The 18,661-nt window shown below is 46.4% G+C and carries 16 protein-coding genes; 15 read left to right on the top strand and 1 reads right to left on the bottom strand.

The features are described from left to right. Positions 1-540: 540 nt before the first annotated feature. The 15 genes from BHR79_RS03610 to BHR79_RS10485 all read left to right on the top strand — a co-directional run bounded on the left by BHR79_RS03610 (position 541) and on the right by BHR79_RS10485 (position 17,849). Positions 541-1,977 carry a TrkH family potassium uptake protein gene (locus tag BHR79_RS03610; RefSeq protein WP_072561103.1) on the top strand — a complete coding sequence of 479 codons (1,437 nt, stop codon included), beginning with the start codon at positions 541-543 and terminating at the stop codon, positions 1,975-1,977. A gap of 102 nt (positions 1,978-2,079) precedes the next feature. After that, a complete protein-coding gene (locus tag BHR79_RS03615) occupies positions 2,080-2,937 on the top strand; it encodes an ABC transporter ATP-binding protein (RefSeq protein ID WP_072561104.1) in 858 nt (285 codons plus the stop codon). After that, complete coding sequence (locus tag BHR79_RS03620) at positions 2,934-3,719, top strand: ABC transporter permease (protein ID WP_072561105.1); 786 nt, start codon at positions 2,934-2,936, stop codon at positions 3,717-3,719. The genes BHR79_RS03615 and BHR79_RS03620 overlap by 4 nt, the downstream gene beginning before the upstream one ends. A gap of 39 nt (positions 3,720-3,758) precedes the next feature. After that, positions 3,759-6,404, top strand: a complete 2,646-nt coding sequence (gene mutS, locus BHR79_RS03625; protein ID WP_072561106.1) for a DNA mismatch repair protein MutS — start codon at positions 3,759-3,761, stop codon at positions 6,402-6,404. 2 nt (positions 6,405-6,406) lie between these two features. Next, positions 6,407-8,200, top strand: a complete 1,794-nt coding sequence (gene mutL / locus BHR79_RS03630; protein ID WP_072561107.1) for a DNA mismatch repair endonuclease MutL — start codon at positions 6,407-6,409, stop codon at positions 8,198-8,200. 37 nt (positions 8,201-8,237) lie between these two features. Beyond that, positions 8,238-9,257, top strand: coding sequence for a cobalt-precorrin-5B (C(1))-methyltransferase (locus tag BHR79_RS03635; protein WP_072562284.1), 1,020 nt, complete (start codon positions 8,238-8,240; stop codon positions 9,255-9,257). Then, a complete protein-coding gene (locus tag BHR79_RS03640) occupies positions 9,254-9,835 on the top strand; it encodes a cobalt-precorrin-7 (C(5))-methyltransferase (RefSeq protein WP_072561108.1) in 582 nt (193 codons plus the stop codon). The genes BHR79_RS03635 and BHR79_RS03640 overlap by 4 nt, the downstream gene beginning before the upstream one ends. 195 nt (positions 9,836-10,030) lie before the next feature. After that, entirely contained in the window at positions 10,031-10,726 is a 696-nt protein-coding gene (locus BHR79_RS03645) for an energy-coupling factor ABC transporter permease (RefSeq protein WP_072561109.1), read from the top strand. Next, entirely contained in the window at positions 10,723-11,016 is a 294-nt protein-coding gene (locus tag BHR79_RS03650; protein ID WP_072561110.1) for an energy-coupling factor ABC transporter substrate-binding protein, read from the top strand. Before BHR79_RS03645 ends, BHR79_RS03650 begins: the two co-directional genes overlap by 4 nt. A 95-nt stretch (positions 11,017-11,111) precedes the next feature. Beyond that, entirely contained in the window at positions 11,112-11,903 is a 792-nt protein-coding gene (gene cbiQ / locus BHR79_RS03655) for a cobalt ECF transporter T component CbiQ (protein ID WP_072561111.1), read from the top strand. Continuing rightward, positions 11,897-13,204 carry an energy-coupling factor ABC transporter ATP-binding protein gene (locus tag BHR79_RS03660; protein WP_072561112.1) on the top strand — a complete coding sequence of 436 codons (1,308 nt, stop codon included), beginning with the start codon at positions 11,897-11,899 and terminating at the stop codon, positions 13,202-13,204. The genes cbiQ and BHR79_RS03660 overlap by 7 nt, the downstream gene beginning before the upstream one ends. A gap of 56 nt (positions 13,205-13,260) precedes the next feature. Continuing rightward, complete coding sequence (locus tag BHR79_RS03665; protein WP_072561113.1) at positions 13,261-13,758, top strand: CBS domain-containing protein; 498 nt, start codon at positions 13,261-13,263, stop codon at positions 13,756-13,758. Next, positions 13,759-14,937 carry a cation:proton antiporter gene (locus tag BHR79_RS03670; protein ID WP_322787698.1) on the top strand — a complete coding sequence of 393 codons (1,179 nt, stop codon included), beginning with the start codon at positions 13,759-13,761 and terminating at the stop codon, positions 14,935-14,937. It abuts the gene before it with no gap. A 47-nt stretch (positions 14,938-14,984) separates the two neighbouring features. After that, positions 14,985-17,645, top strand: coding sequence for a cation-translocating P-type ATPase (locus tag BHR79_RS03675; protein WP_072561114.1), 2,661 nt, complete (start codon positions 14,985-14,987; stop codon positions 17,643-17,645). A 60-nt stretch (positions 17,646-17,705) separates the two neighbouring features. Beyond that, entirely contained in the window at positions 17,706-17,849 is a 144-nt protein-coding gene (locus tag BHR79_RS10485; protein ID WP_157198643.1) for a hypothetical protein, read from the top strand. A gap of 11 nt (positions 17,850-17,860) precedes the next feature. On the opposite strand, the gene BHR79_RS03680 is transcribed toward BHR79_RS10485, so the two are convergent. After that, on the bottom strand, positions 17,861-18,634 hold the full coding sequence (locus BHR79_RS03680; RefSeq protein WP_072561115.1) for an ATPase domain-containing protein: 774 nt from the start codon (positions 18,632-18,634) through the stop codon (positions 17,861-17,863). Positions 18,635-18,661: the final 27 nt, after the last annotated feature.

Here is an 18,661-nt window from a genome sequence, read left to right on the forward strand (position 1 = left end):
ATTTTTTGAGAAATTTTATTATCATTAAATTTTCAGAACCTCTATAAAATAATCCATCTATTCTCTATTCGCCTGTTTCCTAGGTGAATTTTCTGAAATTTGTGCTTATTTTTTGATAGCTTTGCTCTCAGGCTATTGTCTCCTTTCTTTTTTGTCTCCTCATGAAGCTATCAGAAAGCCATATTACTTTTTCAGGATGAAATTACTGAACATGCCCTTATAAGTAAATTTATCTCAATTAAAGATTAATATTATTTTTTAGTACGACTGAGGTAAGGAAAGTGATTGGAAATTTCATATGAGTGATATTAATAGTAAGATAATGGATAAAAATAGCCATTATGGAATAACAAATAAATGGCAAGTTTCTCAAAGATTTGAACTTTCCGGAAGATTCAATTGCGACCATGGTTATTAATAAGTACTTAACTATTGTTCTCCATGGAAATTACAAGGTAAAAGAAAGGGATCATATTCTTGCATTTTCTATACCTTCTGTGCTTCCAGGTGTAGAAAAAACTGTTCAAGTAAGGTGTTTGCATGAAATTCAAAGTTGTGATGGGTGTTCTGGGTACTTTACTATGGCTTCTTGGATTATTGATGCTCATACCTCTTTTTGTAGGTATGTATTATGGTGAATCTCCCCAGAACTTCGCTATAGCCTTTACGATAACAATGGTAGCAGGCACGGTATTTGCTTTCAGGATAGAGCCTTCAAAAGAAGACTGGGATCTTAAGGAAGGTTTCATGATTGTTGCTTTTGGGTGGCTGGCAGCAGCAATTTTCGGTGCAATACCCTTTGTTCTTGAAGGAATGACCCCAATCAATGCTTTTTTTGAATCCATGTCTGGCTTTACTACTACCGGAGCTACGGTGATGGTGGATATTGAAAGCCATAGTAGAGGCCTTTTATTCTGGAGGTCTATGACCCAGTGGCTTGGTGGAATGGGTATAATTATGTTGTTTATAGCCATTCTTCCAAAATTGGGTATTGCCGGCAGGCAAATGTTCAGGGCTGAAGTACCTGGTCCCCAGGAAGATAAATTGCGTCCTCGCATTAGAGAGACCGCAAAAATCCTATGGATGGTATATGTGGCTATTTCCTTTGTAGAATGTGTAGCACTCTACCTTGCCGGACTAAACCTGTATGACGCTGTTACTCACACTTTTACTACCATGGCCTGTGGGGGTTTTTCACCTTACGCAGATAGTATAGCTGCTTTTAATAGTCCACTTGTGGAAAGTATAATATGCTTCTTTATGTTCCTTGCAGGTGCAAATTTTGCACTGCATTACAGAATGTTCTATGTGGATAAAGGCAGTCTGATAAAAGACGATGAATTTAAATTTTATACATTGATTGTTGCAATTGCGACTTTAAGTCTTACCCTTCTTCTTTTCAAAGACCATATCTATGGTCTGGGTACTTCTTTCAGGTATTCTTTATTTCAGATACTATCTATTTTAACAACTACCGGATACGCAACTGTTGATTTTAACCAATGGGCAGATTCAGGTAGGATGATTTTATTTATAGTGATGTTTTTTGGCGGATGTGCCGGCTCAACCGGGGGTGGAATTAAGATTGTGCGTACCATGCTTCTTTTAAGGTATGCAAACAGGGAGCTTTTCAAAGCTGTTCACCCAAAAGCTGTTCGAATAATTCGTTTCAATGGAAAAGCAGTGCCTGACGATGTAATGCATTCCATTGTATCGTTTGTTATAATTTATTTCCTCCTTTTTTTCATAAGCTCTGGTTTGCTTTCGATGATGGGAATGGATGTGTTTAGTTCATTGAGTGCATCCATAGCAACACTGGGTAACATTGGGCCGGCTTTCAACCTTTTTGGACCAATGGCAAATTATGACCTGTTGCCGTTTATGGGTAAATTATTGCTTGTGTTGAATATGTGGATTGGCAGATTGGAAGTATTTACAGTGATGGTAATGCTTACTTCCGCTTTCTGGAAAAAATAAAATATTAATAAATCTTATTTCAGTTGATCATGGATGATGTGGTGATGGCCTATTGAACCTGTAATTGTTGCAAAAAATCTACACAAAAATTTTGGGACCTTTGTGGCTGTTGATGATGTCAGTTTTGAGGTAAATAAAGGTGAACTGTTCGGTTTTCTGGGACCCAACGGAGCCGGTAAGACTACTGCAATGCGGATTATACAATGTGTATCTCCTCCCAGCGGAGGCAGTCTCAGAGTTTTCGGTATGGATGTAACACGTGACCAGCGCAAAATTAAAAATTTAATGGGAGTTGTACCTCAGGAAAACAATCTGGACATAGATTTTTCCGTTTACAAGAATCTCTATGTATATTCACGTTACTTTGATATCCCAAAAAGAAAAGCTGAAAAAAGGGTTAATGAATTACTGGATTTTGTGCAACTCAATGAAAAAAAGGATACAATGACCGATCTTCTCTCCGGTGGTATGAAACGGCGACTTATTCTTGCCAGGGCGCTTGTGAATGAACCCCGGGTACTGATCCTGGATGAACCCACGGTTGGCCTGGATCCCCAGTCCAGGCATGTGATGTGGGAAAAACTGCGCAGTCTCAAAAGGCAGGGAGTTACCATTGTAATGACTACCCATTACCTGGAAGAGGCCGCCCAGCTGTGTGACAGGCTGGTTATAATGGATTATGGCAATATTCTTGTGGAAGGTAGTCCGTCATCGATAATAAAAGAGTATATTGGTACGGATATAGTAGAAGCTGAAAATACTCCTGAAGTGATAGCCTGTCTTGAGAACAGCAACACAAGGTATGAAAAAACGGGGGATATGGTCCAGATATATACCAATGATCCTCATGGCATTACTGAACATCTTTTTAATGAATGCAGGCTGGGTAAGATTACCGCAAGGGCTGCAACACTGGAGGACGTATTCCTTAAACTTACAGGGAGGAAGTTGCGGGAATGATGTCGTATTTTGCCCTGCCGGATATTACCCCGCGTGTCCTGAAAGTCTGGATGCGCAACAGGGATGTGTTCATGACCACCTTGACGGTGAATTTCCTCCCACCCCTGGTGGAACCCATCCTGTACCTGTTTGCCCTGGGATTTGGACTGGGTAATTACATCAATGAAATCGAAGGTGTACCCTATACAAAGTTCATTGCCCCTGCACTGATATCGGTTTCCATGATGTTTGCCGGTTTTTATGAATGTACCTTTGGCTCCTATGTGCGAATGTATTACCAGAAAACCTTTGATGCCATTATTGCAACTCCCCTGAACATAGATGAAGTGATAGCCGGAGAACTACTCTGGGGAGCGACGCGGGGTGTGATCAATGCCAGTATTATCCTGCCCATCCTGTCAATCTTTGGCCTGGCTGTCTATCCGCATTCCCTGCTGGTAATCCCCTTTGCCTTTCTGGCAGGGTTGATGTTTTCCTGTATTGCCATGTGTTTTACGGCAATCACTCCCAATATCAATTCCCTGACTTACCCTTCCATCCTGCTGATTACACCCATGTTCCTTTTCAGCGGTACCTTTTTCCCGCTATCCCTGCTTCCGGAGACGGTACAGTACATAGCCCTGGCAATCCTGCCCCTGGCTCATATAGTAATCGTTGTCAGGTCGCTGATGAGTGGAATTATAGAGGCTTCCCTGCTACTGAACATCGCCTGGATGCTGGGGGCAACCCTGCTGGTTTTCCTGCTGTCAATAAACCTTATGAAAAAGAGGCTTATAGTGTAAGACCAAATCTGTGTTACACGTTTGCCGGATAGATTACCAATGAGCAAGATTACACCTGCGATGCAACAGTATTATGCTGCCAAGAAGCAACATCCCGATTCCCTGATATTTTTCCGTATGGGAGATTTCTATGAATCCTTCGGGGAGGATGCAAAGACCATCGCACAGGAACTTGACATCACTCTCACAACCCGCGGAAAGGGAAAGGACGGGGAAAAAATGCCACTGGCAGGAATTCCCTATCATGCGGTGGATAATTACCTGCCCAGACTGGTCAGGAAAGGTTATAAGGTTGCTGTATGTGAACAGCTTGAAGATCCCAAAAAGGCTAAAGGAGTTGTCAAACGGGGAGTGGTGAGGGTGGTCACCCCCGGCACAGTTATCGATTCTTCCATGCTTTCTGATCCCTCGAACAATTACCTGATGGCAATTGTCGGCAGGGGTCAGGATTTTGGTGTGGCCTTTTTGGATGTATCCACAGGAGAATTCCTGACTACCCAGATCAACGATCAACCTCCCTTTGACGGGATTGCGGGAGAGGTGGCAAGGATGCGACCTGCCGAATGTATTGTCTTTCCCCAATTAAGGGAAAATGAGGAATTGCAAAGCAGATTGGCAGAGTTGAAGCTCTCCACCAATGAATTTGATGCTGCTTCCACGGAACCGGCCTATGCGGACAGGCATTTATGCGAACATCTGGGCATCTCCACTCTGGAAGGGATGGGTTGTTCTGAGCTTGCCTTTGCAAAGATTGCGGCCAGCTGTGCCCTGGAATATGCCCTGGAAACCCAGATGCGTGAATTAAACCATGTCCAATCCCTCCATACCTATTCATCCTCCGAATTCATGATACTGGATTCCATTACACTGCGCAATCTGGAGGTTGTGAAAAATGTCAGGGGAGAGGGAAAAGATACCACTATTCTCCAGGTACTGGATGAGACCAAAACACCTATGGGCAGCCGTCTGCTTCAGAAATGGGTCCTCAAACCCCTGCTTGATGTCACTCATATAAATAAGCGGCTGGATGCCGTGGAGGAATTGGCTGATAACACCCTGTTGAGATTTGATGTGCGCTCCCATATCTCCTATGTGAAAGATGTGGAGAGACTTGTGGGCAGAGTAGTTTATGGTAACTCCAATGCCAGGGACCTTATTGGCCTCAAAAAATCCCTGCAGGCGGTGCCATCTCTCCTGGAAACCCTGAAAGGGGAACATAAGACAATGCTTGCCCGGATAGTGCAGGGAATGGAGGATTTCAGGGAAATAGATACTCTCACCGGGCTTATCGAGCGGGCTATAGTGGAGGAACCCCCCCTTTCTGTACGGGAAGGCGGGCTTATCAAACCCGGCTACAGTGAGGAACTGGATGAACTCAAAGAAACCTCCAGTAATGCCAAATCCTGGATTGCCTTATTCCAGCAGAAGGAGAGGGACAGGACCGGGATCAAATCCCTCAAGGTAGGCTACAACAGGGTGATAGGTTATTATCTGGAGGTTACCAAGCCCAATATTCCCCAGGTGCCTGATGATTACATCCGCAAACAGACCATGACCAATGCGGAGCGTTTTTACACCCCACAGCTCAAGGACTGGGAAGGCAGAATCCTGTCTGCCGATGAAAAAAGGGTGGCACTGGAATATGAATTGTTCAATGAAGTTATCTCGGTGGTAGCAAATCACTCGAAACAGCTGCAGGAGATGGCAGTCCTGCTGGGAGAGCTGGACGTTTTGGCCTCTCTGGCAGAGGTTGCGGTGAACAATAATTATGTGCGTCCTTCCATTACCGATGACTGCAGGATACTGATACGGGAAGGCAGGCACCCTGTTGTGGAAAAATCGGTTGATGGGGGTTTCATTCCCAATGACGTGGAAATGGATTGTTCTGATGAGCAGTTCCTCCTTATAACCGGGCCCAATATGGCGGGTAAATCCACCTACATGAGACAGGTTGCCCTGATCGTCATAATGGCCCAGGCGGGATCCTTCGTACCTGCTTCCCATGCATCGGTGGGTATCGTGGACAGGATATTCACCCGTGTGGGGGCTTTTGATGATCTGGCAAGCGGGCAGAGTACCTTCATGGTGGAAATGGTGGAACTTGCCAATATCCTGAATAATTCCACGCCGAAAAGCCTGGTGCTGCTGGATGAGATCGGCAGGGGGACCAGCACCTATGACGGCTACAGCATAGCCAAGGCCGTAGTGGAGTATATCCATAACAAGGGACGTCAGGGAGTACGCTCCCTTTTTGCTACTCATTATCACCAGCTGACCGAGATCGCTGATTCGCTCAAGAGGGTTAAGAATTATCATATAGCGGTCAAGGAAAACGGAGATGACCTGGTGTTTTTACGCAAGATCGTGCCCGGTGCCACTGACAAAAGTTATGGTATCCATGTGGCCAGACTTGCAGGTGTTCCTCATAAGGTGACTAAAAGAGCGCAGTCGATCCTGGAAGATATTGAAAGTGAGAGTGTGATCAGCAGGGAAAGTGAGGGTTCCAGGAAACGCAAGAGTGGTGCCAAATATACCCAGCTCCTGCTGGTAGACCCGGAAAAGGGTGGTGAGAGGGATTTTGATCCGGTTGCAGAGGAAATAAGGGACCTGGATCTCAATAACCTTACTCCAATGGAAGCCCTGAACAGACTGCAGGCTATACAGAAAAAACTGAAGGAGAGTTGATTATGGGAAAGCCGGAGCATATCCATTTACTTGATGAGGCCACAATCAACCAGATAGCTGCAGGAGAGGTTATAGAAAGACCTGCCTCTGTTGTCAAGGAATTGATAGATAACTCTCTGGATGCAGGAGCATCGGATATTCGAGTGGAAATAGAGGGGGCTGGATCCAAAAGCATCACCGTGATAGATGACGGCAGCGGGATAGGTCGGGACGAAGCCCCGGTGGCCTTTACCAAACATTCCACAAGCAAGATCGAAAGTAAGGATGACCTGCACAGGATAATTACCCTGGGTTTCAGGGGTGAGGCACTCTCTTCCATTGCGGCTGTTTCCAGAGTAGAACTTATCAGCAGAACTGCGGATTGCCTTTCGGCTGTAAAAGTAAGAGTTGAAGGAGGCTCTGTCGGGGAGACAACAGATACAGGTTCTTCTGTGGGTACACGTGTAGAGGTACGGGACCTGTTCTATAATACACCGGCCAGGCGCAAGTATCTCAAGAGCAAAAGAACCGAACTTTCCCATATAACTGATACAGTAACCCGGCAGGCGCTTGGTAACCCGGAGGTCTCCTTTACTTTGCTAAATGAGGGCAAGGTGGTGCTGCGTTGCGGGAAAGGTGAACTGTTTGACAGGATGGTACAGGTGCTGGGAGCAGATGTTGCAAGACAGTTGATACCCCTGGAATACAAGGATGATCTGCTATCTCTTTGGGGATATATCTCAAAACCGGGATATTACCGCAGCAATCGTGAGATGAATTATTTTTTCGTTAATGGAAGGAATATATCGTCCCCTGCTATCAGTAATGCCGTGAGGCTGGGATATTATACCATGCTGCCCAAAGGTCGCTATCCTGCCGCGGTACTTAATGTGAAGATCAATCTGGAAGAGGTGGATGTCAATGTCCATCCGGCAAAACGTTATGTCAGGCTGAGCAGGGAAAATGAAATAATGGATGGTATATCAAGTGCTGTGGAGCAGGCGCTGAAACAGGAAAAACTGGTACCCGAGGCAAAGCCGTCCCCTACAATGACCATGCAGGCATCCCTGGCCTCTCCTGGGAAACCAGCTTCAAAGGAATCCGTATCTTCTGAATCTCCTGTTATCCGGGAGAGTACCCCGAATTACACTCCCCCTCCAAGAGATACCCAGCGGCGGCTCAAGCGTTCTGAAAGAATTCTTGCAGAAGAAAAAGTTCAACCAGAAAGGGCGGGATCGGGTGTATCAGATGCACGTATCCTGGGGCAGGTCAATGAGCTCTATATAGTAGCCGAAACCGATGAGGGACTTTTGCTGATAGATCAACATGCTGCACATGAGCGAATAATGTATGAACAGATATCCAGGAGGGTAAAACATGACTGGCAGGAACTGATCTCTCCTGTGACAGTCGATCTGACCACCAGGGAAAAAGTGTTACTGGAAGAATACATACCCTATCTGGAAGACCTGGGATTTTCCCTGTCAGAATTCGGTACGCAGACCTATGTGATAACAACCGTTCCTACTGTGATGGGGAAGATAGAGGATCCTTCGGTTGTGCATGATATACTGGCCGATCTCTTTGCCCAGGGCAGGGTAAAGGAGAAGAAGGGCATGGAAGACATGTTATGCAAAACAATGGCCTGCAGGAGTGCCATAAAGGCAGGAGCACCCTGTAATACGGAACAGATGCAAAATTTGCTTGACCAGCTTGAACAGACCGAGAATCCCTATACATGTCCCCATGGCAGACCCACAATGATAACCCTGGGGAAAGCAGAACTTGATAAGATGTTCAAGCGTACTGGTGTATAACGCTAATTTTATAACTTTACAGATGGAGTAAATGACAATGATCGATCCTGTAAATAAATCCAAAATTCCCGAAGAGTGGCTTGAAAAGGCGGCCATGCCACGTGAGGAACTCGTGGAGGGTATAAAGAACGGAAGGCTCGTAGTTTTAAGTGACGGTTCAGTTCTCAAAAGGGGTTATACCACCGGGACAACTGCGGCTGCGGCTGCCAAAGCGGCTGTGCTTTCCCTGCAAGAGCAGGTTAAGACGGTTTCCATACCAACTCCTGTGGGCCTGCGTGCATATATTGATGTGAAGGAAATGGACAAGGGTTATGCGATGGTGACCAAGGTCAGTAATGACCATGAGTCCGATATTACCCGGGGACTTGAGTTTGTAGGCAATGCCCGTGAAGCAGAGTCAATTATAATTAATGCAGGTGAGGGTATAGGCACAGTAACACGTGGAGGCCTGCAGGTTAAAAAAGGACATCCTGCTATCAATCCCAAACCCCTGCAGCAAATAAAGATGGCCGTTTTTGAAGCTGTTGAACAACTGGGTCTTAAGGGTGCGGAAGTGGAAATATCCCTGCCCGCAGGAGAAGAAATAGCACGACAGACCTTAAATTCCACTATCGGCGTGGAGGAAGGTATTTCCATTCTGGGTACCACGGGGTTTGTAGAACCCTGGAATGATCATCTCGGGGAAATGAAAGGTGATTTGATTCGGTGTTCTGATAAAGTAGTCCTCACAACCGGCCGCATAGGTATTCGTTATTCCACAATGCTGTTTCCCGATTACACGGTTGTACTTGCAGGCAGCCGCATTTCCGAAGCACTCGAGGCTGCAACCGGTGATGTCATAATCTGTGGCCTGCCAGGGCTTATCATAAAATGGGGTGACCCGGATGTACTTGAGGGTACGGGTTTTGCTACGGTTGCCGAAATGGTGGAGATGGAACCTGAAGGACAGCACCTGCGCAGGGCCTTTGAAAAAACCGTGGAAAAGGCAAAGGGTGCCCGTGTTGTGATCGTTGAGCGTGACGGTACTGTGCTTATGGATAGCGGGGAAAAGAAATGATAGTTGTGGGTGTGGGAGTGGGGCCCGGAATGCTCACAGAACAGGGCATCGAGACAATCGAAACTGCAGCTGAGGTGTATGGTTCTCCCCGGTCCCTTCAGCTTGCTGGTTCTTATATAAAGGGAGAGGCAAAGAAGATAACGGATTACAGGAACCTGCACCTGCTGGGCGAAGATGCTGTAGTGCTTTCCACTGGAGATCCTATGTTTTCAGGCCTTGGCAAGTTTGCCGGAGAAGGGGACAGCATAATTCCGGGTATATCCTCTATGCAGGTTGCCTGTGCCAGGACTAAAACGAGTATGAACGGGCTGGCGGTGATAACGGCTCATGGCAGAGATCCCCATCCTGCAAGAGAGGCTTTTGTTGCTGAAATCAAACTGGGGAAGAATGTTCTCCTGCTTCCTGCAGATACTTTCGGGTCCTTGGAAGTTGCCAAAATCCTAGAAGAAATGGGAGTGCACGCCAGGATATACGTCTGTGAAAAACTGGGCTATCCTGAGGAAAGTATAATTGAAGGCACAGTTGCCAATCCCCCGGTGGCCCAATCGACTCTTTACTGCCTGCTGGTTGTCAGATAAGAATCCAGCAATTTTGCTTTATTTTTATTGTTTAAAAATTTTAACTAACTGGTAGGTCTTTGTTTCGAGTTGTAATCAAGTTTGGTTTACTAAGCAACAAGATATTTATACAATAAATTCTCTATGGAATCTATCAACTAATATGTTGTTTAGTTAAGTTTACTTGTAAAATGTTGCAATTAGGAGTGATATAATATGCATATATTCGAAGGATTTCTGCCCTCCCCCTGGTGGCAATTGTGGTTTGTATTCTCTATTCCGGTTATAATGTTCGGTATGTATCGCCTCAACAAATTAGTCTCTGAAAGACGTGATCTCCTGCCTTTACTTGCAGTAGCAGGCGCGTTCATATTCGTCCTGTCTTCCCTGAAATTACCCTCTGTAACGGGTAGTTCGTCCCACCCAACGGGAACGGGAATGGCCGCTATAATGTTTGGCCCGGCAGTCACAGCGGTACTGGGTGTAATCGTACTGTTGTACCAGGCTCTTTTCCTGGCGCATGGCGGATTGACAACCCTCGGGGCAAATGTGGCTTCAATGGGTATTATTGGTCCGCTAGCTGCATATTTGATCTATAAAGCAGGTATGAAGGCCAATATCAATTTCTATGTGGTGGTTTTCTTTGCGGCTACCTTTGCGGATTGGATTACCTATGTAGTAACATCCACCCAGCTTGCCCTGGCATTCCCGTCACAGGCTGGCGGATTTGTGGGATCTCTCCAGGCCTTTTTGGCGATATTTGCCACCACGCAGGTACCGCTGGCTATAATGGAAGGTGCTTTGACTGCATTGATATTCAAGTACATTATACAGGTCAAGAGCGATGCCCTTGTGGAATTGAAAGTAATCTCTCAGGAAACTGTTAACAAGATCAAGGGGGTTTCTGCATGAAGATCGGCAAAGGTGAGATCATATTCGCTGTGATTGCTTTATTCTTTGTGGCATCCTTTTTCTACGGGATGGCTGTAAACCCGGGTTCTGAGTTCGGGGGCGCAGACGGTGCTGCCGAGGGCGTTATCACTGATGTAACGGGTGGTTATGAGCCCTGGGTCGGTAACATGGGATTTGAACCTCCAGGTGGGGAAACTGAAAGTCTCCTGTTCGCACTGCAGGCAGCTATCGGTGCAGTTGTGATAGGATACTTCTTTGGTTACTATAAGGGTAAAGGTCGCTCTGACTGATCTCCCTTAAACCTCCTTTCCTTTTTTTTGACGACATATATTAATACCTAAAAATCAATTTTGCGCACTACAATTCACATACGGAAACTTTTATTATGACCAAGATGCTTGATGATTACGCACTGCTCAGCCCCCTGCGTTATACCAATAACTGGTTGAAAATAGGGGTTGTTGGTTTTGGGATTCTTATGGGTATATCTTCTGAATCCTGGCTTGTGCCTTTTTCTATAGCCATCTGTATGTCGCTGGCAACGCTTATTTTTGGGAGAGTCCCTCCGAAATTCTACCTGAAGCTCCTGATGGGGCCTGCAGCTTTTGTTGTGCTAAGTGTAATCATTATTGCCTTCTTTTTTGGCAGTGGTCCTGAACTTTTTGGTTTCGATGTGCTGGAATATCGTCTGGGTGTGAATACCGGTGGGCTGTCAATGGCTTTTCTGGTATTTTCCAGGACTCTGGGAGGAATGTGCTGCCTGTTCTTCCTGGCACTGACAACACCCATGGTGGAGCTTTTTTCGGTACTTAAAAAAACGGGATTGCCTGATTCTTTCATCGAACTGTCAATGATGATGTACAGGTACATCTTTGTGTTTCTGGATGTTGCCTGGTGTATCAAGCATGCCCAGACAGTAAGGCTGGGTTATCACGACCTAAGAACATCCCTGCATTCCATGGCCATGCTCTGTTCGACTCTTTTTTTGAGGTCCTGGGAGCAGGGAGAAAAAACATTTGTGGCAATGGATGCCCGCTGTTATGACGGGAAAATGATGATTTTTGAAGAAAAAAGACCGGTGAATTTTTCAGAAGTTGCATTGAGCCTGACTTACATGGTTGCAATCGTGGGGGTATGGTACGTTTCTAATAGTATGCTGGAGGCTAGTTTATGGTAATACTTGAAACACGTGGACTGAAATATTCCTATCCTGACGGGACCCATGCTGTCAAAGGTGTAGACATTAAGTTAAAGAAGGGCAAAAGAATTGCTTTTGTAGGAAAAAACGGCTCGGGCAAATCTACCTTATTTTTGTTACTTAACGGTACCCTCAAGCCTGCTGAAGGCAAGATATTTTATGATGGTAAAGAATTGGTTTACGATCAGGCTTCCCTGAGGGAAATAAGAAAAAATGTTGGTATTGTTTTCCAGAATTCCGATGATCAGGTGTTTGCACCCACCGTCTATCAGGATGTGGCTTTTGGGCCAGTCAATCTTGGCTACAGCAAGACTGAGATTGAAAAGAAGGTAAACGGGACCCTGGAGTATTTCGGCCTGAGTGGACTTAAGGATAAACCTCCGCATCATTTGAGTGGAGGTCAGAAAAAGAGGGTTGCGATTGCGGGAATCGTGGCTATGGATCCCCAGGCCATCATATTGGATGAACCACTTGCAAGCCTGGATCCGGTAGGCGCTGATGAACTTCTTGATGTACTGCACGAACTCAATCATATGGGTACCAGTCTGATCATTTCCACCCATGATGTTGATCTGGCCTACAGCTGGGCAGATTATGTTTTCTTCATGGTGGACGGGGAGGTTATCGGGGAAGGCACTCCGGATGAAGTATTCCAGGATGATGAACTGCTGCGACAGGCCAACCTGAAACGGCCGGTGACCTTTGATATATATAAGGAGATTGAAAGGCGCGGGCTTGCCCATGGAAACAGGCAGCCCAGGACCGTGCCGGAAATCGTGGATACTCTCAAACCCCCGGAATTAATGTGGGTGGAAGTGCCTCCGGAAACCCGGGAAGGCGACATATTGAATCTGGGTGTACTGCATGGTGAATATGCGCTGCACTGTCCTTATGAAGCGGTCAATGCCCGTGTTTTGCATATCCATGATGGAGGATGGGCGATTGTGGAGCTTACAAGGCATGGCATAAAAGCCGGTGGCATCCTGATCTACGATATGGATAGGTTCGATCCGGCTGGTTTTGATGGATTCCTGGAAAAAGAGAATATTGATATTGTGGGTGCCATGGGTAAAAAGAGCAAACTTATGGCTGAGAAAAACTCGTTATGTGTCGATATATCTACCGGAGTTATTGACCGCACCATCCTGATGGCATTATGCGGCAAAAGATGTATGATATTGACCAGTGGGGGTATGATCCCCCATTCGATGAAAAGGATCAATGAATATATTGACAGAAGTGGCATAGCCCTGAATGTCACGGTCCTGAATGGGAATTGACTTTCCAAAGCAATATCTTTTGTAGGAAGAAAGAAGATGTTGCATACGGGATGCATATGACCGTAGAAGGGGAGTTCAGTGGCAGGCAGCCTTTCTTCGAAGAGGAGGGGTTAGACCTTGAAGAGAAATGCAAGGATGTTCTTGTCAGGGATATAATGATAACTGATCCGGTCACCATAAAAGGTGAGGATCATGTAGAGAAAATCTTTGACCTGTTCAATAAAGAACATTTCCACACTTACCCGGTTGTAGATGAAAACGGTGATCTGCTGGGTATAATCGATCAGAATACAATTCTCCAATTATTACTTACAAGACGTGTATCGCGACTTGACCATACTCATCTTATGGCTGTCAGGTCTCTCAGCCAATCAGCCCGCGGGATCATGATACCCCATCCCGTAACCATAACTTCCGACATGACTCTGTGTGAAATAGCGGAAACAATGATAAAACACAAGGTAGAGCGGTTCTGTGTGGTTGATGAGAAAAAACTGGTGGGAATTGTATGTAAATCGGATGTCATTCAGGCAATTTACAGTTCAAGGAGTTGAATGATGGAGTTTCTGTTCCAGATCCTTGTCATTTTACTGGCGGCCAGGTTGTTGTCCGAGGTTTCCGAGAGAGTGGGTATGCCCGGTATTCTGGGGGAAATCCTTGCCGGATTGCTGCTTGGCCTGTTGATTGTGGAAGAAACCGAAGCAATTGCTTCTGTTGCGGAACTGGGAGCTATTTTCCTTCTGTTTACTGCAGGCTATAAGGAAGTGCATATTGAAGACCTGAAAGCTTCATCAAAAAAGGCCATTGTTGCAACTTTTTTCCAGATAGCTGCTGCCTTTGTTGCAGGTTTTGCACTGGGCAGGTTTTTTGAGTTTGGTTTTGTTGAAAGCCTCTTTCTGGCTGTGGCTTTCAGTCCTACCAGTATAGGAGTTGTGGTAAAAACACTGCTTGATATGGGTTACCTGTCCAGTAAACCCGGCTCCATGATGCTGACCTCGGCGATTTTCGATGACATTATAGGTATTTTCCTGTTATCCATAGTAGTTACTGTAGGGAAGTACAATGCATTCCCTACTGCCACTCAATTTATGCTCTTACTGGGAAAACTGGTGTTTTTCATTGGAATCATGGTGATACTGGGTTACCGGGTTTTCCCTTATATTTTCAATTACGTGCAGAAGATGCATTCAAAAGAATCCATATTCGCTGCGGTGGTCCTGATTGCCCTGTTTTCGGCATATTTTGCAGAGATAATGGAGCTTGATGCGGTCATTGGTGCTTTTATCGGGGGTGTGATGCTTTCCAATGTACCGGTTGCAAAAATAAACGATATACAGAGCAAGGTATCGGGTCTGGCTTATGGTATACTTGTGCCTATCTTTTTTGCTCATATAGGTATGGCTGTGGAACTGGAAGCCCTGAATACCCTGGGTTCTTTCACCATTCTGGTTGTGGTCCTGGCACTGCTGGGTAAACTCATAGGGGGCTTTGTGGGTGCCAAAGCTATTGGTTTTGATTCCTATGAAAGTTTCATATTTGGTTCAGGGGTCATGCCCAGGGCGGGTGTGGAACTTGTGGTGATCTCCATTGGCAGGGAAATGGGAATAATAGGAGACGAAATCTTTTCAGCCGTGGTTCTGATGGTGGCAGTTTCTATCATAATCTCACCTATTATACTCAAGTTTGCAATACAAAAGGACAAGCAAAAAGACACCTCTACCCCTGTGGGTTGAAAAATATTTGATATATGTGTCAAAGTTAAGCGGGGAGCTGGCAGGTTATGAAATTATCAGAGCAGGGTTGTATGCAATTGCCCGGGGATATCGCAGATTCTGAAGGGCTGGGAGGAGCTGAAGTTTCTGCCAAACTCCAAAAGGAAGGGTATAATGAGCTGGAAGAGACCGAAAAAACCACTCCCCTGAAGATCTTCATTGGCCAGCTGGGTAATGTTATTGTATGGGTGCTGGCTGCAGCGGCCCTGATTTCCCTGTATATCGATGAAGTGGTAAATTTCTGGGTGATTTTCGGACTTATTATTTTTGTAATCCTGCTGGGTTTTGTGCAGGAATACAGGGCTGAAAAGGCCATGGAATCCCTCAAGGGGATTGTGCGGCCAAAGACCACTGTTTTACGTGAAGGTACCCTGCGCCAGGTCGCTACACGGGAAATTGTTACAGGGGATATACTGGTACTGGAAGCCGGTGACAGTATACCTGCAGATGCCTGTGTTTTTGAATTGCAGGAACTTAAGGTGGATGAATCCGCATTGACCGGGGAAAGTTTGCCTGTGGAGAAAAACCTGCAAGAGCCTCTTTATGCAGCAACTCAGGTTGTCAGAGGTAAATGCAGGGCTGTGGTTATGGCCACGGGCATGGATACAGAACTGGGCTCGATCGCTTCCCTGATTCAGCCTGAAAAGGAGATAACTCCCCTGCAAAGGGAGATCTCGGCATTTTCCAAAAAACTGGCAGTCGTTGCCTTGCTGGCATCGGGGATGGCTCTTGGCCTGGGTATTTTTGCCGGCGCTCCTGTTGAGGAGATGCTGATTATTGCCCTGGCACTGGCTGTGGCCGCGGTGCCTGAAGGCCTTCCTCTGACCCTGACGATCACACTGGCCTACGGGATGCGCCGCATGGCTGCCAAAAACGCCATCATCCGCAAGATGCTTGCGGTAGAAACCCTGGGCTCGACCTCGGTGATATGTACGGATAAGACCGGGACACTGACCCGTAATGAGATGACGGTTGAGAAGATATGGACCATGGAAGGGTTGTTTGAGGTTACGGGTTCGGGTTATGGATCAGAGGGGGAATTTATGCTTGATGGAAAAAGTATCAACCCCCGGGATTCCACACTGGGATTGCTGTTGAAGGGGGCAACACTTTGCAACAATGCATCCCTGAACCAAAAAGAGCATTCAGAGGATGTGGTGGGAGATCCCACAGAGCTTGCCCTGCTGGCGGCTGCTTCAAAGGCAGGTATCCGCAAGGAGGAGCTTGCCGGTGATTATGAAAGGTTGCATGAGATCCTTTTTAACTCCGATAGAAAAATGATGACGACAGTGCACCGGCAAAACCAGGGATCGATTTCCTTTACCAAGGGGGCTGTGGAGGTTGTGCTTGAGCGCTGTGGTCATATCCTTAAAGATAATGAGCGGGTGCAACTTGACCAGAACACCAGGAATACCATTCTGGAGGAAAACAGCAGGCTTGCGTCCGGGGCCTACAGGGTGATTGCAATTGCCCGCAAGGATGCTGGGGAGAAGTGGGACGAAACTGATCTGGAGGAAGGTATGACCTTCCTGGGTCTGATGGCAATGACCGATCCTATAAGGGAAGGTGTTACCGATGCTATCGGTTTGTGTCACCAGGCGGGTATCAAAGTGGTGATGATTACCGGGGATAATGTAAAAACTGCACTGGCCATCTCTGGCAAACTGGGAATTCCTGTAGAACAGCCAGATAATATTTCAGACCCCGATGGTATACTGGCTGACGGGGCGATTACGGGGGATGAGCTGGCCGGTTTGAGTGATGAAACCTTTGCAGAGATTGCGGATCATATTCATGTGTATGCCAGGGTTATGCCGGAGCAGAAATTGAGGATTGTTAAAGCCCTGCAGGCAGAGGGGCATGTAGTTGCCATGACCGGGGACGGGGTCAATGACGCGCCCGCGCTTAAAAAGGCCGATATTGGTGTGTCAATGGGGCTTAAGGGTACGGATGTGGCCCGCCAGTCCAGTGACATGGTGCTGCAGGATGATAATTTTGCTACTATTGTGGAGGCTATCAAACGGGGTCGAACCATTTATGACAATATTGAGAAATTTACAAGTTATCTGGTCTCACGCAATTTCAATGAGATAATACTGATAATGCTGGGTATCTCCCTGCTGGGTTATGAACTGGTTCCCCTGCTTGCACTGCAGATCCTGTTTATCAATATGTTCGGGGAGATCATGCCCTCGATTGCCCTGGGGCTTGATCCGGCAAGAGAGGAGGTAATGCACCGCAGACCGCGGCCTGTGGGAGAAGGTATTCTGGCTGGCAGGAAACTTGTACTTGTGGGTTCTGTGGCCGGTGTGATGGGACTTGCCTGTTTTACTTCCTTTTTGCTTGCAGACCCAATCGCAGATCTGGAGCGGGCACGCACAATAGCCTTTGCTACGGTGGTGAGCATGATCCTGTTTGTACCGTTTGCTTTCCGCTCCCTTGAGGTGTCTGTGCTGCAAACCGGTTTCAGGAACAAGTTGATCGTTGCAGGCGTTTTGAGCACATTACTCCTGACACTGGTGGTCATGTATGTGCCTTTCCTGGCTGCTGTATTTGACCTGCAGCCCCTGGGTCTGCGGGACTGGTTGTTGCCTCTTGGTTTTGCGGCAGTTACACTGGGATTTGTGGAGATTGTAAAGGGGTTACTGTTCAGGAAAAATTACAGGTAAAAGGGGAAGGATATGTTTATACAATAGAAGGTAAATATATTTATGGAGAAGTGATCGATCATGAATTACAGATGTCCTGTATGCGAAGGTAAAATGAACAGGTGGAGATATCCTACCCTTAAGCGCCACGACCAGTTTGGACGCAACCTTGTGGTATACAAGTGTATAGAATGTGGTAATGAGGAAATGTATCCTGACCTTTAAGGGTCAGGATATTAAAAGTGAGTGTAGACTTCTTCGTGCGGGTGGATTACAAAACCTTCTTTTGTCACATCGTAAGGATGTACTTTTTTACTGTGGTCTGAGCCCCGCATCTTGTAGATCTCGACACTGCGACTGCGGACATTGTCATGCATGTCGTAGTAGAGGGAGAAAGTACCATCGGTGACGAAGTTTTCCACACCGAACCTGGAAGGTTGCTTCTCATCGACGATCTCACAGGTCATCATGGATGTCAGGCCGATTATTTCAAGGGTGGTGCTGAGTTTGAGCAATTCGACACGTATCCGGGCGGCTTCATGCAGATAGAAACTGATGGATGTCGTTGAATCTATCAATGCCCTTTTTGCATCGATCTCTTCCTGTGTGGCGATGATCTGGTCCATCATTGAACGAATGTCGAAGGGACGCACGTCCACATATTTTTCCTGGGAAGGGATTCCGATTTTTGTCGAACAGGCATCGATTATTGCGAGTTTGTTCTCTTCTTCCAGGGCCTGGAGGTCCCAGCCAAAACGCATCATATTCTCACGTATTTGTTCGGGCCTCTCTTCGGTGGCTACGATGATTCCATTTTCCCCGTACTGGGTGATGCCGTTGTAGATATACTGGGTTGAGAAAATGGTCTTGCCTGCACCTGAGGTGCCGGATACGAGATAACTCCTGTCACGTACAAGTCCTCCCCCGCACAATTCGTCAAAGCCGGGAATGCCGGTTTTAACCCTGTTTCCTTCGTCTTCAGTGGAAATATTCTCTGCGCCATTAAACATTCATAATCGCCTTCTTGATGTAAGTCG

The organism is Methanohalophilus halophilus, assembly GCF_001889405.1.
In the GTDB taxonomy this organism is placed as follows: Archaea; Halobacteriota; Methanosarcinia; order Methanosarcinales; family Methanosarcinaceae; genus Methanohalophilus; species Methanohalophilus halophilus.